The organism is Rhizobium sp. SSA_523 (assembly GCF_030435705.1).
Taxonomy (GTDB): domain Bacteria; phylum Pseudomonadota; class Alphaproteobacteria; order Rhizobiales; family Rhizobiaceae; genus Neorhizobium.
In genome coordinates this window covers 2,065,367-2,087,932 of record NZ_CP129382.1, presented here as the reverse complement: position 1 = coordinate 2,087,932, position 22,566 = coordinate 2,065,367, and the positions used below count along the sequence as shown (strand labels likewise).

At 63.1% G+C, this 22,566-nt stretch carries 18 protein-coding genes; 10 read left to right on the top strand and 8 right to left on the bottom strand.

Annotated features, from left to right (window positions below):
- Positions 1-41 precede the first annotated feature (41 nt).
- The 3 genes from QTJ18_RS18330 to QTJ18_RS18320 all read left to right on the top strand — a co-directional run bounded on the left by QTJ18_RS18330 (position 42) and on the right by QTJ18_RS18320 (position 2,805).
- On the top strand, positions 42-545 hold the full coding sequence (locus QTJ18_RS18330; RefSeq protein WP_252752604.1) for a MarR family winged helix-turn-helix transcriptional regulator: 504 nt from the start codon (positions 42-44) through the stop codon (positions 543-545).
- A gap of 256 nt (positions 546-801) precedes the next feature.
- Entirely contained in the window at positions 802-1,824 is a 1,023-nt protein-coding gene (locus tag QTJ18_RS18325; protein WP_252752605.1) for a LacI family DNA-binding transcriptional regulator, read from the top strand.
- A 21-nt stretch (positions 1,825-1,845) separates the two neighbouring features.
- Entirely contained in the window at positions 1,846-2,805 is a 960-nt protein-coding gene (locus tag QTJ18_RS18320; RefSeq protein ID WP_252752606.1) for a 2-hydroxyacid dehydrogenase, read from the top strand.
- Between the two features lie 25 nt (positions 2,806-2,830).
- On the opposite strand, the gene QTJ18_RS18315 is transcribed toward QTJ18_RS18320, so the two are convergent.
- Positions 2,831-3,586 carry a gamma-glutamyl-gamma-aminobutyrate hydrolase family protein gene (locus QTJ18_RS18315; RefSeq protein ID WP_252752607.1) on the bottom strand — a complete coding sequence of 252 codons (756 nt, stop codon included), beginning with the start codon at positions 3,584-3,586 and terminating at the stop codon, positions 2,831-2,833.
- Positions 3,587-3,955: 369 nt separating this feature from the next.
- On the opposite strand from QTJ18_RS18315, the gene QTJ18_RS18310 reads away from it, so the two are divergent.
- Entirely contained in the window at positions 3,956-5,062 is a 1,107-nt protein-coding gene (locus tag QTJ18_RS18310) for a TRAP transporter substrate-binding protein (RefSeq protein WP_252752608.1), read from the top strand.
- A gap of 299 nt (positions 5,063-5,361) precedes the next feature.
- Here QTJ18_RS18310 and QTJ18_RS18305 read toward each other — a convergent pair whose 3' ends face one another.
- Both QTJ18_RS18305 and QTJ18_RS18300 read right to left on the bottom strand, forming a co-directional pair.
- Positions 5,362-7,329, bottom strand: coding sequence for a TRAP transporter large permease (locus tag QTJ18_RS18305; RefSeq protein WP_252752886.1), 1,968 nt, complete (start codon positions 7,327-7,329; stop codon positions 5,362-5,364).
- A 13-nt stretch (positions 7,330-7,342) separates the two neighbouring features.
- Positions 7,343-7,900, bottom strand: a complete 558-nt coding sequence (locus QTJ18_RS18300; protein WP_252752609.1) for a TRAP transporter small permease subunit — start codon at positions 7,898-7,900, stop codon at positions 7,343-7,345.
- A 362-nt stretch (positions 7,901-8,262) separates the two neighbouring features.
- Here QTJ18_RS18300 and QTJ18_RS18295 point away from each other — a divergent pair, with 362 nt between their 5' ends.
- On the top strand, positions 8,263-8,487 hold the full coding sequence (locus QTJ18_RS18295; protein WP_252752610.1) for an aa3-type cytochrome c oxidase subunit IV: 225 nt from the start codon (positions 8,263-8,265) through the stop codon (positions 8,485-8,487).
- Between the two features lie 399 nt (positions 8,488-8,886).
- On the opposite strand, the gene QTJ18_RS18290 is transcribed toward QTJ18_RS18295, so the two are convergent.
- A complete protein-coding gene (locus QTJ18_RS18290; RefSeq protein WP_489667199.1) occupies positions 8,887-9,786 on the bottom strand; it encodes a tetratricopeptide repeat protein in 900 nt (299 codons plus the stop codon).
- A 116-nt stretch (positions 9,787-9,902) separates the two neighbouring features.
- Entirely contained in the window at positions 9,903-10,130 is a 228-nt protein-coding gene (rpsU, locus tag QTJ18_RS18285; RefSeq protein WP_252752611.1) for a 30S ribosomal protein S21, read from the bottom strand.
- Positions 10,131-10,603: 473 nt separating this feature from the next.
- Here rpsU and QTJ18_RS18280 point away from each other — a divergent pair, with 473 nt between their 5' ends.
- The 5 genes from QTJ18_RS18280 (at position 10,604) to QTJ18_RS18260 (ending at position 16,967) form a co-directional block, all read left to right on the top strand.
- A complete protein-coding gene (locus tag QTJ18_RS18280; RefSeq protein WP_252752612.1) occupies positions 10,604-11,587 on the top strand; it encodes a zinc-binding dehydrogenase in 984 nt (327 codons plus the stop codon).
- Positions 11,588-11,818: 231 nt separating this feature from the next.
- Positions 11,819-13,072 (top strand): sarcosine oxidase subunit beta family protein, encoded by a 1,254-nt coding sequence (locus QTJ18_RS18275; RefSeq protein ID WP_252752613.1) that lies wholly within the window; start codon positions 11,819-11,821, stop codon positions 13,070-13,072.
- A gap of 13 nt (positions 13,073-13,085) precedes the next feature.
- Positions 13,086-13,439 carry a sarcosine oxidase subunit delta gene (locus tag QTJ18_RS18270; protein WP_252752614.1) on the top strand — a complete coding sequence of 118 codons (354 nt, stop codon included), beginning with the start codon at positions 13,086-13,088 and terminating at the stop codon, positions 13,437-13,439.
- A gap of 14 nt (positions 13,440-13,453) precedes the next feature.
- A complete protein-coding gene (locus QTJ18_RS18265) occupies positions 13,454-16,411 on the top strand; it encodes a sarcosine oxidase subunit alpha (protein WP_252752888.1) in 2,958 nt (985 codons plus the stop codon).
- Positions 16,404-16,967: a sarcosine oxidase subunit gamma gene (locus QTJ18_RS18260; RefSeq protein ID WP_252752615.1), complete on the top strand. Its 564-nt coding sequence runs from the start codon at positions 16,404-16,406 to the stop codon at positions 16,965-16,967. Before QTJ18_RS18265 ends, QTJ18_RS18260 begins: the two co-directional genes overlap by 8 nt.
- A gap of 134 nt (positions 16,968-17,101) precedes the next feature.
- Here the strand turns inward: QTJ18_RS18260 and QTJ18_RS18255 are convergent, their stop codons facing one another.
- The 3 genes from QTJ18_RS18255 to glgX form a co-directional block, all read right to left on the bottom strand.
- Complete coding sequence (locus QTJ18_RS18255) at positions 17,102-19,501, bottom strand: methyl-accepting chemotaxis protein (RefSeq protein WP_252752616.1); 2,400 nt, start codon at positions 19,499-19,501, stop codon at positions 17,102-17,104.
- 315 nt (positions 19,502-19,816) lie between these two features.
- Entirely contained in the window at positions 19,817-20,302 is a 486-nt protein-coding gene (locus tag QTJ18_RS18250; protein WP_252752617.1) for a MaoC family dehydratase, read from the bottom strand.
- A gap of 276 nt (positions 20,303-20,578) precedes the next feature.
- Positions 20,579-22,549 (bottom strand): glycogen debranching protein GlgX, encoded by a 1,971-nt coding sequence (gene glgX, locus QTJ18_RS18245; protein WP_252752618.1) that lies wholly within the window; start codon positions 22,547-22,549, stop codon positions 20,579-20,581.
- Positions 22,550-22,566 lie beyond the last annotated feature (17 nt).

The following is a 22,566-nucleotide window of genomic DNA, read 5'->3' as shown; positions in this document are numbered from 1 at the left end:
CTATATCGCTAAAGGCGTCACCACGAAACGGGCGGGATGAGATGAGCAAGAAGAAGGGCGACAAAAAGGACAAGACGGGCAAGAAGAAGGACCCGGCCTCTCTTGCCGAACTGGCGCCCGCGCTCACCCAGGCAGCCAGGTCGCTGCGCACCAGTTTGTCCCGCAATCTGGCGGAAGCGGGCCTTTATGCCGGGCAGGACGGCGTGATCCTGCTCCTGGAGGCAGAGCCGGGGCTGACACCGGGCCAGCTTGCGCAACGCCTGGGCGTCAAGGCACCCACGATGACGCGGACGATCGGGCGCATGGAGGCGCAGGGTTTTCTCGAGCGCCGCAGCGACGGCACGGATGCGCGCCTGACCAAGATCCACCTCTCGGAGACCGGCCGGCAGAGCGTCGACCGCATTCACCAGGCCGTGGCGACATGCAGCCAGCAGGCGATCGAAGGATTCTCCGACAAGGAATTGCGCAGCATCATCAAGCTCTTGAAGGCCGTGGACCGCAATCTGCACGGACTGGTGCCGGAGACCGACGCAGAGGAGGAATAGTTGGAGGAGTCGTTACGTCTCATCTGCTATCCTTGCGCCTGATCCTTGCGCCTGATCCTTCCGCCAAATCCCGTCGCTTCGTCCCTCTAGCCGGCCGTCTCTCCCTGCCTCTCCCGACCGCTCTCCCTGCCTGCCACATGCCGCATCCGCTCGCCGTTTAAAATGTGACAGGTGCATGTCTAAATAATTGCCTCCTGCAATTAAATTGTTTAAATGCGGTGCAGGACGTGTCGCAATTGACCCTGGGGGAGGGAACGTGGCGCAGAAGGTCAAACTATCCACCATTGCCGAGAGCCTGGGGCTGTCCACAGCCACGATTTCGCTGGCGCTGCGCGACAGTCCGCTGGTCGCCGCCGATACCCGCGAGAAGATCAAGGAGCAGGCGAGGGCGCTTGGCTATATCTACAATCGCCGTGCCGCCAGCCTGCGCACCTCCCGCTCCGGCATTATCGGTGTCGTGGTGCATGACATCATGAACCCCTTCTACGGCGAGATCCTGAAGGCCATCGAAAGCGAGCTCGACCGCAGCCGCCAGACCTTCATCCTCTCCAACCATTATGACTCGGTCGAGAAGCAGCGCACCTTCATCGAGACCCTGTTGCAGCTGGGTGGAGACGGGGTGATCATGTCTCCGGCCATCGGCACGCCGATCGAGGATGTGAAGCTTGCCGAAGCCAATGGCATGCCGGCCATTCTCGTTGCCCGATCGATGGAGGGTGTCGACCTGCCGACCTATCGCGGCGACGATTCCTACGGCATTTCGCTCGCGACCAATCATCTCATCGGCCTTGGCCATCGCACCATCGCCATGATCGGCGGAACGGACGGCACCTCCACCGGCCGCGACCGCTATCAGGGCTATGTCAATGCGCTGCGCAAGGCAGGCATCGAGGTCGACCCGAACCTGCGCATTCCCGGCCCGCGAACGAAACAGGGCGGGTTCGAGGCGGCGGTGCATTTTCTCTCTTTGCCGCAGAAGCCGACCGCGGCCGTCTGCTGGAATGATCTTGTCGCCATCGGGCTGATGAACGGCATTGCCCGCGCGGGCCTGCTGGCCGGGCCGGATATCTCGGTCACCGGCTATGACGATCTGGAAGAGGCGTCCATCGCGACCCCGGCGCTGACGACCGTTTCCAACGGGCAGGCCGAAGTGGGACGGCTTGCCGCCCGGGCCCTTCTGGATAGACTGGCCGGCAGCCACGACCCGGATGGCATCCATCTCATCAAGCCGGAAATGCGCATCCGCCAATCCACCGGCCCCTACCGCCCCCGTGCCTGACAGACCGACAGGAATGAACCGATGACCGATAGCAAGACCACCATCCTCGTACCCGGCCGCCTGCATCCGCGCGCCCTTGAGGGCCTGAAAGCGGCTTTTCACGTGATCCAGACCGAGCCCGGCGCGGAAATGGAGCTTTCAGCCGAGGACAAGGCCAAGATCCTCGGTGTCGCAACGGCCAATCGCATGCCGGCGGAGTGGATATCGCAATTGCCGGCCCTTCAGGTCATCTCGAATTTCGGCGTGGGCTATGATGGCGTGGATGCGGGCTTTGCCGCCGGACGCTCCGTCATCGTCACCCATACGCCGGATGTCTTGAACGACGAGGTGGCGGATACGACCATCGGTCTCTTGATCAACACGGTTCGGCGCCTGCCGGCGGCGGAGGCCTATCTGCGGGCCGGCAAGTGGCAGAAGGAAGGGCCGTTCGCGCTCTCGCCGCTGTCTCTGAAGAACCGCCATGTCGGCCTTCTGGGCCTCGGCCGCATCGGACTGGAAATCGCCAGACGGCTCGAGCCGTTCAAGGTGAAGATCAGCTATCATACCCGCAACCGGCGCGATGATGTGGCTTACACCCATGTCTCCTCGCTGATCGCGCTCGCCGAGCAGGTCGATACGCTGATTTCGATCATTCCCGCCACGCCTGAAACGCACAAGATCATCAATGAGGAGGTTCTTGCGGCCCTCGGGCCGAACGGCGTCTTCATCAATGTCGGTCGCGGCGCAAGTGTCGACGAAGCGGCTTTGGTGACGGCGCTGAAGACGGGCGTGATCGCCGCGGCCGGCCTCGACGTCTTCTATGACGAGCCGAACCTGCCGGAAGGCCTGCTGGACCTGCCCAATGTTTCGGCGCTGCCGCATGTGGCCTCGGCTTCCGTGCCGACCCGCAACGACATGGCCGATCTGGTCGTGGACAATCTCATCCAGTGGTTCGAGCAGGGCAAGGTTCTGACGCCGGTTCCGGAGAGTTCCCGCGGCTGATCCGGTGCGATAAGGGCCGGACGCGTCAGCGCCGGCCAGCGGCGTAGGCGCGCACCGCCTCTCCGAAGGCCTCGAACAGCGCGCGCGACGGGGTGTCTGTCTGCGCCCAATATTCCGGATGCCATTGGACGCCGACGGCGAAGGCCTTCGCGTCGATGACGGACACGGCCTCGATCGTTCCGTCTGCGGCGGTGGCTTCCACCTGCAGGCGCGGTGCCGTTTGCGACAGGGCCTGGCGGTGCAGCGAATTCACCTGGATCTCGCCGGAAACCCCCAGATGCTGCGCAATGCAGCTTCCGTCACGCACATGCACCGGCTGACGGATGGCATACATCTCGTCGCGGCTTTCCACCGGCGGTTTGCGGTGATCCCAGATCCCCGGCCTCTCCTGGATTTCGCTGGCGAGCGTGCCGCCCAGCGCCACGTTGAGTTCCTGAATGCCGCGGCAGATGGCGAGCATCGGGATGGCGCGGTCGAGCGCCTTGCGGATCAGCGGCAGGACGGTGGCATCGCGCGCCGGATCGAAGGGGCCATCGGCCTCGCTCGCCTCCTGCCCGTAAAGGGATGGGTGAACATTGGTGGCCGAGCCGGACACCAGAAGCCCGTCGACCCGATCCAGCACGGCATCGACATCATGCCCCTCGGTCAAAGCCGGCACGATCAGCGGGATGACATCGGCCACCTTGACGGCGGCATCGATATATTGCGCCTGCACGGCGTGCCAGTCGGCCTTTTCGAAGTGGCGGATATCGGCGGGAATGGCAATGACGGGCTTGGTCATGATCGGATCCGGAAGCGTAGGGCTGAGCGGGAGAGGGGTCGAGGGACAGGTCGAGCGAAAGTTGAGCGGAGCGGGTGTGCAGAGACAGCGTTGGACGAAAGCACGGTACGTTGAACAGGGACAAGCCGTTCTTGGTCCCGCGCCGGCGGCAAGTCAATAGGAGGGCCGACGCCGGGACCCGGCGGGAGGATCATGACTTGCTGGCCAGCATCCTATTAGACGAAAGTCTTGCAACGACAGAGACCCTCAAGTGGCAGGAATATTATCCGTGCCGCTTGCATGGAAATGGCGGGCGTGGTTACTTCGCAGCAAGGCCGGAGAACAGGGGAACAGGATATCTCGCGGCTTGCAACAATGGGAGGTTATTCAATGGATCGTCGTTCATTCTTCAAGAAGGCTGCCGTGACCGGCGCCGGTGCTGCCGCCGCCACGGGGCTTGCGGCCCCGGCCCTTGCGCAGTCCATGCCAAAGATCACCTGGCGCCTGACATCGTCGTTCCCGAAATCGCTGGACACGATCTATGGCGGCGCCGAAGACATTGCCAAGCGCGTCGCCGCGGCGACGGACGGCAATTTCACCATCCAGACCTTTGCCGCCGGCGAGATCGTGCCCGGCCTGCAGGCCGCCGATGCCGTTTCCGCCGGAACGGTCGAAATGTGCCATACCTGCTCCTATTATTATGTCGGCAAGGATCCGACCTTTGCGATCGGCACGGCCATTCCCTTCGGTCCGAATGCCCGCCTGACCAATGGCTGGTTCTACCAGGGCAACGGCAACAAGCTCTTGAATGAATTTTACGCCACGCATGGCCTTATCGGCTTCATTGCCGGCAATACGGGCGTTCAGATGGGCGGCTGGTTCCGCAAGGAAATCAACACGATCGATGACTTCAAGGGCGTCAAGATGCGCATTGCCGGCCTGGCCGGCCGCGTCGTCGAGAAGCTTGGCGTCGTGCCGCAGCAGATTGCCGGCGGCGATATCTATCCCTCGCTCGAAAAGGGCACGATCGATGCTGCCGAATGGGTCGGCCCCTATGACGACCAGAAGCTCGGTTTCTACAAGGTCGCCAAATATTATTACTACCCGGCCTTCTGGGAAGGTGGCCCGGTCATCCATGCCTTCGCCAACAAGGAAAAGTTCGAGGGGCTGCCCAAGGCCTATCAGGCCGTGCTGGAGGATGCCTGCTCCTTCGCCAACACCAATATGATGGCGAAATACGACACCAAGAACCCGATCGCCATCAAGGAACTGGTCGCCCAGGGCACGATCCTGCGTCCGTTCAGCCAGGAAATCCTGGAAGCCTGCTTCACGGCGGCCATGGAGCTCTATGCCGATATCTCGTCGAAGAACGAGTGGTTCAAGAAGATCTACGAGGATCAGGTCGCTTACAAGCGCGAGGCCTATCTCTGGACGCAGCTGTCGGAATATACCTATGACACGTTCATGATGATCCAGCAGCGCAACGGCAAGCTCTGATCGCATCGATCTGTCGGTCATGACAAGGCCCCGGCGCTGACCCGCGCCGGGGCCTTTTGCATGAAAAGATGAAAAGACGAGTCGATTCCGCCGGCCTTGCATTTTCGCGGTGTAGGTGGATGGCGGGCGGACCGCACAGGATCGCCTCGCATGCTTCGGCCAGAAAAATGCCGCCCGGCCTTGCAGGTCGTCCCTGCAGGCCGGGCGGCGTTTCGTGGTCAGTCTGTGGCCAGTCCCTGGTCAGCCTTTGATCAGTCACTGGTTCATCCAAGGGGGCGGGCGGCGGCTGCCGCCTGCCGTCAGAACTTGGGTGGCTGACTGAGATCCGGCTGAGAGGGCGCCGGTGTCTGGGTCTGGGGCGTTGCCGAGTTCGGGGCCGGGGCGCCGGAGGCGCCGCCGAAATTCGGCGGCGGCAGGCCGAGTGCCGGGGCGGCCGGTGCCGCAGGCGTGCCAGGTGCCGCAGGCGTATTGGGTGTCGCAGGCGTGCCGGGGTTTGCCGGGCCGCCGAAGTTCAGCGGCGGCAGGCCCAGCTGAGGCATGCCCGAATTGCTGCCACTGCCTGAGCCATCCATCTTGAGGGGCGGCAGGCCGAACGGATTATTGCTATCGGCCGGTGCGCCGCCCGGTGCATTTGCACCGCCCGATGGACCTCCCATGCCCGGAAGCTGGATCTGCACATCGGCCGGAGCCTTGGGATGTTCCTCCTTGTAGTGCAACACCAGGCCGGGGAAGAAGATCACCACCATGATCATGATGAACTGGATGACGATATAGGGAAACACGCCGCGATAGATTTCCGTCGTCTTGACCGGCGGCATGGTCTTGCCCGTCACCTTGTCCACCCAATTGCCGACCGGCGCGATGGAGCGCAGGAAGAACAGCGAGAAGCCGAAGGGCGGCGTCAGGAAGCTTGTCTGCAGGTTGATGCCGAGGATGATGCCGAACCAGACGAGGTCGATGCCGAGCTTGTCTGCGACCGGCGCCAGCAGCGGCACCATGATGAAGGCGATCTCGAAGAAATCGAGGAAGCAGCCCAGGATGAAGACGATGATGGTGACGACGAAGAGGAAGCCGAATTCGCCGCCCGGCAGGGCCAGCAGCAATTCCTCGATCCAGACATTGCCGTTGATGCCGTAGAAGGTGAGGCCGAAGACGCGGGCGCCGATGAGGATCATCATCACGAAGGCGGAGAGCCGCGTGGTGGCATCGAGTGCCGTCTTGATCGAGCCGAGCGTCAGGCGGCCCTTGGCAATGGCGAGGATGAGAGCGCCGGTGGCGCCCATGGCGCCGCCTTCCGTCGGCGTGGCAATGCCGAGGAAGATGGTGCCGAGCACCAGGAAGATCAGCGCCAGCGGCGGAATGAGGACGATGATCACCTGTTCGGCAAGCCGTGAAATGATCTTCTTCTCGATGCGGCTGTTGATCAGCGCCACGCCGTAGCAGACGCCGACGGTGAAGGCGAGCGCTGCCACCAGACGCCATTCAGGGCTGGCGATCCCGGCAAACAGGATCTCCATGCCGAGGAAATACAGGCCGACCGAAATGGCGAGCATGACGATCAGCGAGGTGACGCCGTTGCCGAGCGTACGGGCCTCCTGCGGCAGGGCCGGAGCCCATTCCGGCTTGATCAGCGTTACAGCGAAAATATAGAGGCAGTAGGCGGCGATGATCAGCAGCGCCGGATAGAGAGCGCCGACATACATGTCGCCGACCGAGCGGCCGAGCTGGTCTGCCATGACGATCAGGACGAGCGAAGGCGGCACGATCTGGGCAAGAGTGCCGGAAGCGGCAATCGTGCCCGAGACCAGCGGCCGGTTATAGCCATAGCGCATCATGATCGGCAGCGAGATCAGGCCCATGGCCATGACCGAGGCCGCCACGACGCCGGTGGTCGCGCCGAGAAGGGCGCCGACCAGGATCACCGCATAGGCGAGACCGCCGCGAATGGGGCCGAACAACTGCCCGATCGTATCCAGCAGGTCTTCCGCCATGCGGGACCGTTCCAGGATGATCCCCATGAAGGTGAAGAAGGGGATGGAGAGCAGCGTATCATTATACATGATCCCGTAAATGCGTTCGGGATGCGACTGCAGGAGCGGCCAGAACAGGCGGATATCCGGCGAGATATGCGAGAGTTCGACGCCGAAGACGAAAAAGATGAGGCCGCCGGCCGCCAGGGTGAAAGCCACCGGATAGCCAAGCAGCAGCATGGCCATGACCGAAGTGAACATCACCAGCGGCAGGTTGAGCGCGATGAGGTGAATGATTTCCGCCAGCATGTCAGACCTCCGTCGCCGCTTTGGCTTCTGCCGAGATATCGTCGCGCGGATCGGCGATCCGGCCGGTGATCACGGCATAGCGCTTGATGATTTCGGAGAAGGCCTGGGCCAGGAGAAGGGCAAAGCCGATCAGGACCACCAGCTTGGCCGGCCAGATGACAAGGCCGCCGGCATTGGAGGAGACTTCCCCTGACTGATAGGACAGCCAGAACCAGGGCCAGGCCAGATAGGTCATCAGCGAGGCAAAGGGCAGCAGGAAGATGATGTGCAGCACCAGGTCGACGATGTCGCGCGTGCGCTTGGACCAGCTGGAGGACAGGATATCGATCCGCACATGTTCGTTCTTCAGCAGCGCATAGGCGGCTGCAAGCATGAAGACAGTGCCGAAAAGATACCACTGCACTTCCAGCCAGGCATTGGACGACATGTCGAATGCCTTGCGCATGACCGCATTGCCGGCGCTGATCAGGACGGCGGCAAGCAGCAGCCAGGAGACCCAGCGGCCCACGAAACCAGTGACCGCATCGATGATGCGGCTCACTGCAAGCAGGATATTCATGATATTCCCCCACCCATTTTTTGGTTGTTGTCTCTTGTTATGTCCAAAGCGTTCGCAGAGCGCAACGCCTCATAAAGTCGTGCAGCCTTCATATTAGCGACTTTTATTGTCGCGACCGGTCCTAGGCGCGCAAGAAGAGAAAAGCAATCGGCGGCTCGATGGGTGCAAGGTCGAAACGGGCCAAAAAACCCAAGTTTTTGGAGCCATGTGCCAATTTCGACAGCATGGGACGCCCGGTGCGGGCCATGCTGCCGCATTGCTCTTTATGGAAATTTTGTGTACCGATTGAGCCTATGCAGGTGGGACTGCCGCGCCGCTCGCGCATGGGACGTGCCGGCACGCAATATTGGGAGAGTACAAGCATGGACAATCATCAGGCTGGACCGGTCGAGACGGGCGCGCCGATGGATTATCGCGAGCATGAAAAGACCTATGACCTGTTTCTCGCCGGCCTCAAATGGGGAACGATGATGACGGTGGTCTTGCTTCTGGCCATGGTCGGCGGCTTTTTCGCCGGCGGCGGCCTGTTCGGCGGCCTGATCCTGTTCATCATTCTGAACGCTGCAGGTTTCTATCTGCTGCGCTGATCCGGCGTCATGAGGCGAACCGGGGCATCATCGGGTGTCCCGGGGTATCATGGTGGCAGGGCGCTCTTGTTGAGAAGCCATGGCGTTCGAGGCCAGCAGTTTATCGCTGTCCGTCATCCGCTTCGCCGAACTGCTTTAACTATGGAACATCAGTGCGGTAAGAGATAGCCGCCCGGCCTGAGTATTGCCGGCAAGAGCATTGCCAGCCGGCAGCCATGTTTTCGGAAGACGGTCTCCAGTCCCGCGGCATCGGCCGAACCCGTCATGCCAGTCTACCGATCATTCAGGTTTACCTGTTTTCAGGTCTACCCGGCAGGTCTCGCCGTTTTCAGGTTTCCCTGGCAAGTCTCCTTGAAGACCCTGGCGCAGCGCTGGCCTTTTCAGGACAGGCGCCTGCCGTCAGGCGCCGGAACTGGACCGCGTGCGGGCGACGCCGTCCTGGGCAGGCTTGTAATTGGGGTCGAGGCGAACGGCGTGGCTGTAGGATTTGAAGGCCCGCGCCCGGTCGCCCTGGCGCTCGTAAACCAGCGCCTGATTGGCCCAGGATTCCGCCAGCTTGTCGTTCAGCTCGATCGCATGGTTGAAATCGGCGAAGGCATTGTCGTTGTCGTTCAGCGCCGCATAGGAGAGGCCGCGACCGTTATAGGGTTCGGCCGAGGAGGGCGAGAGCGAGATGGCCTTCGAGAAATCCTCGATCGCCTGCGCATGCTGACCCCGCGTCTGGTAGATCAGGCCGCGGCCGTGCCAGGCGCGACCATCGGTGGTTTCCAGCTGGATTGCGCGGTTGAAATCGTTGAAGGCATCCTCGGTGCGGCCTGCCTGGCGATAGATATTGCCGCGGCCGATCAGCGCCACATCGTAATCCGGATTGATTCGCAGCGCGGTGTTGTAATCATTCACCGCATCCGTGGGGCGGCCCATATTGCGATAGACAAGGGCGCGGTTCGCATAGGCCTGATACAGGTTCGGATTGAGCTGGAGCGCCCTGTCGAAATCCTCGACGGCGCGCTTGAAATCGCCGGCGCGGCCATAGGCCGTCCCGCGCACATTGTAGGCGTCCGGGCTCTGCGGATTGGCGGCGATGACCGAGGAAAGCGAGGCGATATTCTGCTCCGATCCTTGCGCCCGATCGAGGCGGATCACGTCGGTGCTGGTCGGTCCCGTCTGGCAGCCCGCCAGGGTGATGCCTGCCAGGAGCAGAGCGAGGCCGGAAATCTTCGTCACGTTGCGGCGATCCGACGGTGCAGCGTCGATGATGGGGCAGGGCATGAGCATGGTTTCGGCGGTCTTGGCGGCCATCAGGCGCAGATCCTCAAGCGTAACGAACAGCGGGGTCCGGGGAAATTGAAAAAAGCGGCGGCGAATATATTCGCCGCCGCTTTTAAATCATCGAAAAACGTCGAAAAGACGGCCAATTAACGGCTGGGGCGTGCGCTCGGGACCAGGCCTTCGCGCTGAGCACGCTTGCGGGCGAGCTTGCGAACGCGGCGAACAGCTTCCGCCTTTTCACGAGCGCGCTTCTGCGAGGGCTTCTCGTAGTAATCGCGCATCTTCATTTCACGGAAAATGCCTTCGCGCTGCATCTTCTTCTTGAGAGCGCGGAGAGCCTGATCGACGTTATTGTCGCGGACAAGTACCTGCACGTGAATCCCGTTCCTTTGGTTTTCGAGTTGACCGTCCCGGGACTGTCCAGTCCGGTACGAAACAATAGCTTCTAGCCCGGCAAAGCCGGTCAGTTGGTGAAGGCACATAACAGAAGGGATTTGCGAAGTCTAGCGGCCTGCGCCCGGCGGCATCGAAATTTCCGTGTCAGAGGCTGCATCCCCGCATTTGCAGGGGCTTTCAGCGCTTCACGCGCGGCGGCACGGCCATCGCGACGGGTAAGACGGGGCGGGATCGAAAGGAATCGATCGCGGCAGCGAGGGGCAGGCGTCCGACCGCCGCGTGCCCTTTGCTGCATCCGCTGGATGATGAAGCATTTCGCGCTCCCCGCTCCTTGCGGGACGCCTGTTGAGGCTTATCTCATCCGCTTTGAAGAACTCCGCCCCCCGGTTTGGGGGATCAGGCGGCCGGCAGGAACGGTCGCCATCCACACATCACGGCAAGAGGTATTCCCATGCGTCGTCTTTCCTATTCTCAATTCGGCGAGCCCGCCAAGGTCATCGGCATGACGGAAGCCCCGTCGCCGCAGCCCGGCAAGGGCGAGGTGCTGGTCGCCATGATCCTGTCGCCGATCCACAATCATGATGTGATCACCGTTCGCGGCAATTATGGCCACAAGCCGGCACTGCCCGCCATCGGCGGCAGCGAAGGGGTCGGAACCATCGCGGCGCTGGGGGAGGGTGTCAGCGGTCTGGAGATCGGGCAGAGGGTGGCGGTCAGCGGGCTGAAAGGCGCCTGGGCCGAGGAGGCCGTGGCGCGCGCCGCCTCGGTCGTGCCGCTGCCGGCCGAAATCGACGATGAGACCGCCGCGCAATTGATCGCCATGCCGCTCAGCGCGCTGACGCTGCTGGACTTCACCGGCATCCAGCCCGGCCAGTGGCTAATACAGAATGCCGCCAATGGTGCCGTCGCCAAGGCGCTGGCGCAACTTGCCGGCCCGCGCGGCATACAGGTCGTCAATCTTGTCCGGCGGGCCGAAGCGGTCAGCGAACTCGAGGCGCTCGGCATCGGCTCGGTCGTCGCCACCGATACGGGCGACTGGAAGGCTGCGGTAACGCGGCTGACCGGCGGCGCGCCCATCGCGGTGGGCATTGATGGCGTCGGCGGCGATGCGTCCGGCGATCTGCTGTCGCTTCTCGGCGAAGGCGGCCAGCTCGTCTCCTTTGGCGCCATGTCCGGCGAGGCGATGCGGCTGTCCGGTTCGGACCTGATCTTCAAGCAGGCGATCGTCAAGGGGTTCTGGCTGTCGAAGCTGATGGAGACCATGGCGCCGGCGGATCTGCGCCGGCTCATCGGCGAGCTGGTCAGCCGTGCAGCGTCCGGCGCGCTGAAGCTGGAGACCGATCGCGTCTTTCCGATGGAGGCGGCGGCCGATGCCATGCGCGCGGCCGAGGCCTCCGGCCGTCGCGGAAAGATCCTGCTTCGCCTCAAGGCCTGAGGCCGGCTCTCCCCGGTTTCCCCCGGCACCGCCCGGTTTCGCGCGGCCATGTCGAAACCGGGGCATGATTGCGTCGCAAAGCAGCTATTGCGGCCTCTGTTGATTTGCGATGAGTATGCCTCTACCCAGGGACCGATGATCCGCTCGCGCGATTTTGACGAGAGCGGATCGACGGTTTCGGCTATCGGATGTCGGGTCCGTCAGGCGGGTTTCAGAAAGCGAGAGGCAGTCATGCGCAAGTATTCGGTCTTCGCGCTGGCCCGTGAGGCCATGCGCAGCCACAAAGGCTGGGAACCGCAATGGGTCTCGCCGGAGCCGCGCTCCTCCTATGATGTGATCATCGTGGGCGGCGGCGGGCATGGCTTGGGAGCGGCCTATTACCTTGCCAAGGAACACGGCATCACCAATATCGCGGTGATCGAGAAGGGGTGGCTTGGCGGCGGCAATACCGGCCGCAACACCACCATCATCCGCTCCAACTATCTCTATGAAGAGAGCATGGATATATATGAGCACTCCCTGAAACTATGGGAGGGCCTGAGCCAGGATCTCAATTACAATGTCATGTATTCGCCGCGCGGCGTGATGATGCTGTCGCACAACACCCATGACATGCAGAGCTTCAAGCGGCACATCAACGCCAACCGGCTGTACGGCATCGACAATGAATGGCTGACGCCGGAACAGGCCAGGAAAGTCTGCCCGCCGCTCGATATTTCGCAGGCGGCGCGCTACCCCATCAATGGTGCGGCTCTGCAGAAGCGGGGCGGCACCGCGCGCCATGATGCGGTGGCCTGGGGCTATGCCCGCGGCGCCTCGGACAGGGGCGTCCACATCATCCAGAATTGCGAGGTCACCGGCATTCGCCGCGGGCCGAGTGGCGAGGTAACGGGGGTAGAGACGAGCCGCGGCTTTATCGGCGCCAAGAAGATCGGCGTGTCGGCCGCCGGCCATTCCTCGGTGGTCATGCAGATGGCCGGCGTTCGCGTGCCCTTGACCAGCAATCCGCTGCAGGCGCTGGTTTCCGAACCGCTGAAGCCGATCTTCCCCTGCGTCGTCATGTCCAACACCGTGCATGCCTATATCTCGCAATCGGACAAGGGCGAGCTGGTGATCGGCGCCGGCACCGACCAGTATCATTCCTATTCGCAGACCGGCGGCCTGCAGATCATCACCCATACGCTCGATGCAATCTGCGAGCTCTTCCCCATTTTCCGGCGCGTCAAGATGATGCGCCAATGGGGCGGCATTACCGACAATACGCCGGACCGTTCGGCCATCCAGAGCATCACTCCGGTCAGGAACCTCTTCGTCAATTGCGGATGGGGAACCGGCGGCTTCAAGGCAACGCCGGGCTCGGCCCATCTCTTCGCCTGGCTGATCGCCAAGGGCGAGCCGCATCGCCTGGCGGAAGGCCTGACGCTGGACCGCTTCCGCACCGGCCGGCTGATCGACGAGGCGGCTGCTGCTGCCGTCGCGCATTGATGAGGGGAAAAGCATGCTTCTGATCCACTGCCCCTATTGCGGCGAAGAGCGATCCGAACTGGAGTTCCGCTGGGCGGGCGAGGCCCATATCGCGCGCCCGCAGGCCATTGCCGAGATCTCCGACGCGCAATTTTCCGAATTCTTCTTCCTGCGCGACAACACCAAGGGCATCGCCTTCGAGCGCTGGCGGCACATTCATGGCTGCGGCCGGTTCTTCAATGCGATCCGCGATACCGTGAGCGACAAGTTTCTCCGGACCTACGAGGCCGGCCTGCCGCGCCAGCCCGTGCCGGGCGCGCAACCGGTCCCGACAGCTGCCGCCGATTTTGCCGATGCCGCTGAGGGCGGTGAAGGCGGTGCCGCATGAGCATCTCCCGCGACATGGAGAATTTCCGCATCAAGGGCGCCGGACGGCTGACCCCCGCCCGCACCGCCCGCTTCACCTTTGACGGCAAGATCTACACGGCCTTCGAAGGCGATACGGTGGCCTCCGCCTTGCTGGCGCACGGCGTGCACCTGATGGGCCGGTCCTTCAAATATCACCGGCCGCGCGGCGTTCTGACCGCCGGACCGGAGGAACCGAACGCGCTTGTCGATGTGGCGCGCGATGCCGCCCGTCGCCAGCCGAATGTGCGCGCCAGCGTGCAGGAGGTCTTTGACGGGGCGATCATCCGCTCGCAGAACCGCTGGCCGCTTCTGTCCTTCGATATCGGCGCCTTCAACACTCTCCTGTCGCGTTTCTTTCCGGCCGGCTTCTACTACAAGACCTTCATGTGGCCGAAGGAGGCCTGGGCCAAGCTTTACGAGCCGATCATCCGCCGCGCCGCCGGTCTCGGTGTCGCACCGAAAGAGGATGATCCCGATCACTATGCCAACCGCTTTGCCCATTGCGACGTGCTGGTGGCCGGTGCCGGTGCCGCAGGCCTGGCGGCGGCCCTCTCGGCCGCCAGAACCGGCGCCTCGGTGATTCTGGCCGATGAGCGGGCGGAGGTGGGCGGCGCGCTGCTGTTCGACACCTCGACCAGAATCGACGGCATGCAAGGCTATGACTGGGCCCAGCAGGTCCTGGCCGAGCTGAAGGCCATGCCCAATGTCCGCGTGCTGACGCGCACCACGGTCTTCGGCTATTACAACCATAATTTCCTCGGCCTGGCGGAGCGGGTGACGGATCATTTGCCAAGTCCGGCAAGGTCGCTGCCGCGCGAGAGGCTGTGGCAGGTCCGGGCCGGCAAGGTGGTGCTTGCCACCGGCGCCATAGAACGGCACATGGTATTTGCCAATAATGACCGGCCCGGCATCATGCTGGCATCGGCCGCGCGCCTCTACCTCAATCATTACGGCGTGTCGGTCGGATCCCGGATCGGCGTCTATACCGCCCATGACAGCGCCTATGAGGCGGCGATCGATCTGAAGCGTGCCGGCGTGGACATTGCCGCCATTGTCGATTGCCGTTCCAATCCCGGCGAAGCAGTGGTTTCGGCGGCACGCGGTCTCGGCATCGAGGTCCTGACCGGCTATTGCGTCGTGGATACGGCCGGCCGTCTGCGCATCCAGTCGATGACGGTGGCGCGCAAGGGCTCCCCCAATCACCGCAAGATCGCGGTGGATGCGCTGCTGATGTCGGGAGGCTGGACGCCATCGGTCCATCTCTTCTCGCAATCGCGCGGCAAGCTGAAATTCGATGCCGAGCACCAGCGCTTCCTGCCGAACATCTATGCCGAAACCTGTGTTTCGGTTGGCGCCTGCAACGGCACGGACGCGCTGAGCGACGTGTTCGCCGAGGCGGCGGCAGCAGGCGGCGCTGCGCTTTCCGTGTCCGCGGAAACCGCCTATGCCTGGACCGGCGGCATGATCGGCGCGGCGGAAGGGGCGGGACGCGAGACCACCGTCGCGGCCTTTGTCGATTTCCAGCATGATGTGACGGCGAAGGATATCAGGCTTGCGGTGCGCGAGGGCATGCATTCGATCGAGCATATCAAGCGCTTCACCACCAATGGCATGGCATCCGACCAGGGCAAGCTCTCCAACATGCATGGCCTTGCCATAGCGGCCGAAATGCTGGGCAAGGAGATCCCGCAGGTGGGGCTCACGACATTCCGCGCGCCTTACACGCCGGTGACCTACGGAACCCTGGTGGCCCATGCGCGGGGGGCGCTCTTCGACCCCGCCCGCAAGACGCCGCTGCATGACGAGCTGGCGAGGGCGGGCGCCGTCTTCGAGGATGTCGGCAACTGGAAGCGCGGCTGGTTTTTCCCCCGCCGCGGCGAGGACATGCATCAGGCCGTCAACCGGGAATGCCGGACGGTTCGCGAGACGGCGGGCATATTCGATGCCTCAACGCTGGGCAAGATCGAAGTGGTCGGCCCGGATGCGGCGAAATTCCTCAACCTGATGTATACGAATGCCTGGGACACGCTGAAGCCGGGCAAATGCCGCTACGGCATCATGACCCGCGAGGATGGTTTCATCTATGACGACGGTGTCGTGGGGCGGCTGGCGGAAGACCGCTTCCACGTCACGACGACGACCGGGGGCGCGCCGCGCGTGCTCCATCACATGGAGGATTACCTGCAGACGGAATTTCCCGATCTCAGGGTCTGGCTCACCTCCACCACCGAGCAATGGGCGGTGATTGCCGTGCAGGGGCCGAGGGCGCGTGAGATCATCGCCCCGCTTGTGGAAGGGCTCGATCTGTCCGACGCTGCCTTCCCGCATATGAGCGTCGCAGACTGCACGGTCATGGGCGTTCCGGCGCGGCTCTTCCGCGTCTCCTTCACCGGCGAGATCGGCTTCGAAGTCAACGTGGCGGCCGATTACGGCACCGCTGTCTGGAGGGCGATCCGGGAGCGCGGCGAGGCGCTGGGCGCCTGCCTCTATGGCACGGAGGCCATGCATGTCCTGCGCGCCGAGAAAGGCTATATCATCGTCGGCCAGGACACCGACGGAACGGTGACACCCGACGATGCCGGTCACGGCTGGGCGGTATCCAAGAAGAAGCCGGATTTCGTCGGCATTCGCGGGCTCAAGCGCCCCGATCTCATGCGCGACGACCGCAAGCAGCTGGTCGGCCTTCTGACGGCGGATCCGACAGAGGTGCTGGAGGAAGGCGGCCAGATCGTCGCCGATCCCAACCAGGCCAAGCCGATGACCATGCTCGGCCATGTCACCTCCGCCTATTGGTCGGAGACGCTGGGCCGCTCGATCGCGATCGCGCTCGTTGCCGGCGGACGCGCGCGGCTCGGCGAAACGGTCTATATTCCGATGAAAGACAGAACCCTTGCCGCCACCGTCACCGACATGGTGTTCTACGACAAGGAAGGGGGCCGAATCCATGGCTGAGAGTGCATTCCGCGACCTGCCGCTGTCCGGCGCCCATGGCGGCTCGGCGCATGTCGGCCTGCAACCGGCGCCTCCGGCCGAACGCATCTCGCTGCGCGCCCGGGCCGAGGATGTGCCGGCGCTGTCGTCTGCTCTCGATCTGCCGCTGCCAACCGCGCCCAAGACCTCGGCGCGCAGCGGCAGCCGCGTGGCGCTCTGGCTCGGCCCTGACGAATGGCTGGTGATCGACGAGGGGGCGGGCGGATTGATGCGCTCGGCCGCCGCATCCGGCGCGCTTGCTTCGGCCACTGATGTTTCCCATCGCAATACCGCTATCCTGATCTCCGGCCCGGGCGCCGAAGCGACGCTGAACGGTGGCTGCCCGCTCGATCTGTCGCAAAAAGCCTTTCCCGTGGGCGCCTGTGCAAGAACCATCTTCGGCAAGATCGAGGTGGTGATCCTGCGCAGCGGCGAAACGCAATTCCGGCTGGAATGCTGGCGATCCTTTTCCGATTATGCCTTCGGCCTTCTGCAGCAGACCGCTGCAGATGCGGCCCTTGACAGGTTCCAGGCCTAAAGCAAAGGAGCGCGAATGCCGCGCTCCTTCTCTTCTGTCCCTCTTCCCCTCTTTCCCTCTCTCCACTCCCCGTCTGGCACCTTTGCCTGCAAACCGCATGGAGCGGGATTTGAGCGTAACGGGGAAAGGCAAGGTCAGAACTCCGCCCATTCCTGCTGGTGGGCGGGACCGGTGCCGGTCGCAGCCAGCCGCCGCGCCCCGGCCTGAGGGGCGGATCGCTCTGCCTGGCCCGCCATGGTGCGGGCGACATGGCGCAGGCTCTGCGCGGCGCCGGAGGCGGAACCGAGCTGGAACTGGTCGACCAGATCGCGCAGCTTGGCGGCCTCATTGGCCAGAGCGCTGGAGGCTGCCGTGGATTGCTCCACCATGGCGGCATTCTGCTGTGTCGTCTGGTCCATGGCGTTCACGGCCTGATTGACCTCGGCCAGTCCGGTGGATTGCTCGCGGGACGAGGTGGCGATCGAGTCCATATGGCCGTTGATCTCCACGATGAACTGGCCGATCGTCTTCAGGGCATCGCCGGCATTGCGGACCAGCTTGACTCCGCTCTCCACCTCGACGGAGGAGTTCTGGATCAGGCCCTTGATCTCGCGCGCGGCTGTCGCCGCCCGCTGGGCGAGTTCACGCACCTCCTGGGCAACAACGGCAAAGCCCTTGCCCGCATCGCCGGCCCGCGCGGCCTCCACACCGGCATTCAAAGCGAGAAGATTGGTCTGGAAGGCGATCTCGTCGATCACGCTGATGATGTTGGAGATCTGCTGCGAGGAATCCTCGATGCGCGCCATGGCAAGCTCCGCCTGCGAGACGACATCGGCGGATTGATCGGCGGCCTGGGTTGCCCGCGTGGCCACGCCGCGCGCCTCTTCCGTCCGCTTGGTGGAATTCGTGACATTGGCGGTGATCTCGTCCAGCGCCGCAGCGGTTTCCTCCAGCGCCGCCGCCTGCTGCTCGGTCCGCTTGGACAGGTCATTGGCTCCCTGGCTCAATTCCCGCGAGCCGCTGTCGATGGCGGCCGTCGTTGTGGCAACCAGGCCCATTGCGGAGCGTAGCTGTTCCACCGCGGCATTGAAATCGCTGCGGAGCCCTTCGAAATCGGCGGCGAAAGGCTCGCGGAAGGAGAAGGTCAGATCGCCGGCGGCGACCTGCTTAAGGCCATGGGCCAGGCTTGAGGTGGCATGCATCATCTCGTCGCTGCGCTTGCGCTCGGCCGCGGCGGTGCGGTTGCGCTCCTGTTCGCTCATCTCGCGATTATGGCCGGCTTCCTCTTCCAGCCGGCGTGCGCGCTGGCCGTTTTCCTTGAAGATCTGCACGGCCGAAGCCATCTGGCCGATTTCGTCGAGCCGCCCGATGCCGGGCACATCCGCCTGCAGGTCGCCATCGGCCAGGCGCTGCATGGCCGCAGTCATGGCGGCGATCGGCTGGGAAATCGAACGCGAGACCAGCCACATGGCACCGGCGCCGGCCAGGAGAACCGCCAGCCCGACCGCTGCCTGCAGCCAGGCATCCTGGACATTGCGGCTGCTCAGCGAGGCATCGAGCGCGGAGGCCTGGGCCATGGCCACATCTGCCGGTACTTCGATAAGCACCGACCAGGGTGTCTTGGTGCGGCCCAGCGTGATCGGCGCCAGGGCGCGGAACAGCGCGCCGCTCTCCGTGGCATCGCGTTTGCCGGACTGGATGGAGGGCAGCAGATCCTTCAGCGAGGGGTCCAGCCTTTCCATCGGCTCGCCGACCAGATCGGGCCGTTCGCTCGAGGCGACGACCAGGCCCTTGTAGCTGAGGATGGTGACGGACGCCTTGCCGTTGAAGAGGCCGGATTTGACCTCGCTCGCCAGGCGCTGAACGAAGGACAGATCGAAATCGGCACCGGCCACGCCGGCAAACCGGCCGTCGATCGTGATCGGAACGGACATGGTCGCCAGATAGACGTTCTTTCCCTGTACGATATAGGGCAGCGGGTCGAGAATGCTTTCGCCCTGGCCGGTTTGCGGACCGATATACCAGCCGCCCTTCACCACGCCGTTGGGATGCAATGCATGGCTGTCATATTCCACCAGCGGCTGGATATCGATCTTGCCATCCGCGGCCCGCGTCCAATAGGGCAGGAAGCGGCCCGTCGCGTCGGAACCGGCGCTTGCCTTGTTGCGATAGGTCTCGTCCTTGCCGTCGAGAGCATTCGGCTCCCAGGCGCTATAGGTGCCGTTGAATTGCGGATTGTCCTTCAGGACGTTCAGCAGAATGGCGTTGAATTGCGCGCGGCGCTGATCGGCTGCAATGGCATCGCTCTTGGCCATGGCCTCGAAACTGCGCGCCGTGATGCGGGCCGCATCGAAAGCCTCGTTCAGATTGCCCTGGATCGTCCGGGCCTGGGCGAGAGCGGCATTGGTGAGGCTCTTGATCGTCATGTCCCGCGACAGGCTGGTCATATTGGTGCTGACATAGGTCTGGCTGTTCGACGCCGCCACGATTCCATAACCCAGCAGGCCGCCGACGGCCGTCAGCACGCAGATCCCCGACAGGACAGCGATTTTCATTTTCAACGATCGGAATTGCATTGCCTTCCTTCCTTTCCGTCACTTCATGACGAAATTCGAAGAAGGTATTTTAAATCTGGTTAATTGACGAAAGCTATACTTGCTATCTGAAAATTCAAGGATTAACAAATACAAACACGAGCTTAGAAGCCATTAGAAGTGCCGTATTGTGCTATCTACTCATACCTTTGTATGAGTTATTTTTGCGGATCTATAGTATGTATCGCATTTATTATGAACTCAATGCTTTCAAGTAAAGCAAAAAAATCCTGTTGTAGTTGCAAGACGCGAAAGACACACGAGACACGTAAGAGGTCAGTCCTCCGGGCGGTCCTTCGGGTCGAACTGGACGATGGTGATCCATTGCGCCGTCAGGGCCGGCTTGCGCTCATCCTCGATCTCGACCGTCACATCATACGTGGTCATCAGCATGCCGGCCCCGCGCAGCCGGGCTTCCGTCAGGGTGAAGCGTCCGCGAATGCGCCGGCCGCTGCGCACCGGCGAGCCGAAGCGCAGCTTGTCGAAGCCGTAATTCAGCCCCATGGTCTGCTCGCGAATATGCGGCAGCGCATCGTAGTTCATCGTCGAGAGCAGGGAGAGGGTGAGAAAGCCATGCGCAATCGTGCCGCCAAAGGAGCTTTCCGCCGCGGCGCGATCCGGATCGGTATGGATGAACTGGTGGTCGCGGGTGGCATTGGCAAAGGTGTCGATCATCGCCTGGTCGACCGTGATCCAGTCGGAAACGCCGATCTCCTGGCCCACCAGATCCTTGACGTCTCTCAGCGAAATCTCACGCGGCATGGCTACCTCTCGTTCGTCCGACAGCTCGAGACAGACTGTTATACCAATTTGCGGCGGCGGGAACCCGGCAGGTGGCAAACAGGATGCGGCAATGCAAAAATCATCGAAGATGGCGCGGTGTCTGATCGACCCGCTCAGCCTTTGCTTGCTCCTGGGCCCAAGCCTGAACCCATGCCCATTCCCGAGCCTGGAGCAGGTCCAGCAAAAGTGCGTCAGCGGTTTTGCAACCGGACTGCGCAAAGACAGAGAGATAGAGCATTTCAGGTGATCCCGTCTTCACCGGAAATGCTCCAGGCCCGAAGCTTGAACGCACCACAGGACCGAACGCGGCGGCAGGCGAAACAGCGAGCCCGTCTTTCCGCTCTCCAGATCCTGCCACTGGCCTGGAAGGGAGACATCCAGTGCGGCTCGGTGGCGGTTGAAGACCACGGCGAGGCGGGTGTCGCGCTGTGTCTTGCGATCATGGGTCTTCAGCACCATGGTCAGGTCGCCGCGATCGGCCTCCTCCCATTCGGCAACGGTCATCGGCGCGCCATAGCGGTTCAGCCATTCCACGTCGCCGTCGCGGCCGGAGAAAAAGGTGAGGTCGGAAAAGGCGGAAAAGCGACGTCGCAGGGAGGCGAGGCTGGCGGTGTGCTGGACCAGTTCATCATCCAGCGTCGTCCAGTCAAGCCAGGTGAGCGGATTGTCCTGGGCATAGGCATTGTTGTTGCCATGCTGGCTGCGGCCGCCCTCATCGCCGGCCGTCAGCATGATCGTGCCGCGGCTGGCAAAGAGCGTTGCCAGCAAGGCTTTGACATCCTTGAATCGGGCCGCCACCACCGCCGGGTCGTCACTCTCCCCCTCGATGCCATTGTTCCAGGAATGGTTCTCGTTATGGCCGTCGCGGTTCTCCTCGCCATTGGCCTCGTTGTGCTTGTGGGCGTAGGAGACCAGGTCCATCAGCGTGAAGCCGTCATGCGCGCAGAGGAAATTGACCGTGCGCGTTTCAGCCTGCCCATGGCGCATGAAAGCATCCGAGGAGCCGGCCAGGGCATGGGCAAGGCGCCCGGCCTTCCACGCATCGCCGCGCCAGAAGCACCGCAGATCATCCCGCGTCCGGTCATTCCATTCGAGGAAGGGCGGCGGAAAATTGCCCAGCTGATAGCCGCCCGGTCCGATATCCCAGGGCTCGGCGATCAGCACCCGGTCGGACAGGATGCGGTCGGACAGGATGGCGCCGAGTGTTTCGCTGTCGCGGGAGAAGCCGTGGGCGCTGCGCCCGAGCACGGTTCCGAGATCGAAGCGGAAGCCATCAACGCCGCCATGCAGGACGAAATGCCTCAGCGTATCGAGGATCAGCTGCCGCACGACCGGCTCGTCGCAGGCAATCGTATTGCCCGTGCCGGTATCGTTGATGAGGTGGCCCGGCTCACCGGGAACGTGGCGATAATAAGTGAGGTTGTCGAGACCGCGCAAGGAGAGGGTGGCGCCATGCCGGTCGCTCTCGCCGGTATGGTTGAAGACGAGATCGAGGATCACGCCGATGCCGTGTTCGTGCAGCACGCGCACCGTCTTTGCCAGTTCGTCCATGCCGCCCGGGACGAGGCGCGGATCCAGCGCCATGAAGGCAACGGGATTGTAGCCCCAGCCATTGGTGAGACCGAGGCCGGGCAGATGGCGCTCATCGATCCAGGCGGTGATCGGCATCAGCTCCACGGCATCCACGCCGATGCGCTTCAGATGCGCGAGGACGGACGGATGGGCAAGCGCTGCCAGCGTGCCGCGCTCGGATGGCGGCACATCCGGATGCTGCATGGTGAAGGCGCGCACGTTGAGCTCGTAGATGAAGCCGCCTTGGGGCAGGCGCGGGCTTTCGAGCGCAACCGGATGGTCGCGGGTCACGATGGCCTTCGGCACCAGCGGCGCCGTGTCCTTGCCGCGCAGCGACAATCGGCTGTCGTGGCGGAAAGGCCGGTCGAGTTGCTTGGCATAGGGATCGACCAGCAGCTTGGACGGATCGAACCAGAGCCCGCGATCCGGATCATAGGGGCCATGGGCGCGCAGGCCGTAACGGGTGCCTTCGGCGAGATCCGGCACATCCAGCGAGAAGAGACCGTCGCCGGTCTTCTGCAGGAACAGCCGGGCACGTTCATGGGCACCATCCGCCTCGAAGAGGCAAAGCTCGATCGCCTCGGCATGCTGCGACATGATGCTGAAGCGGACAGCCTGATCGAGAAGAACGGCGCCCAGAGGAGAGTTGGTCATGCTTGTCTCGCCTGCTT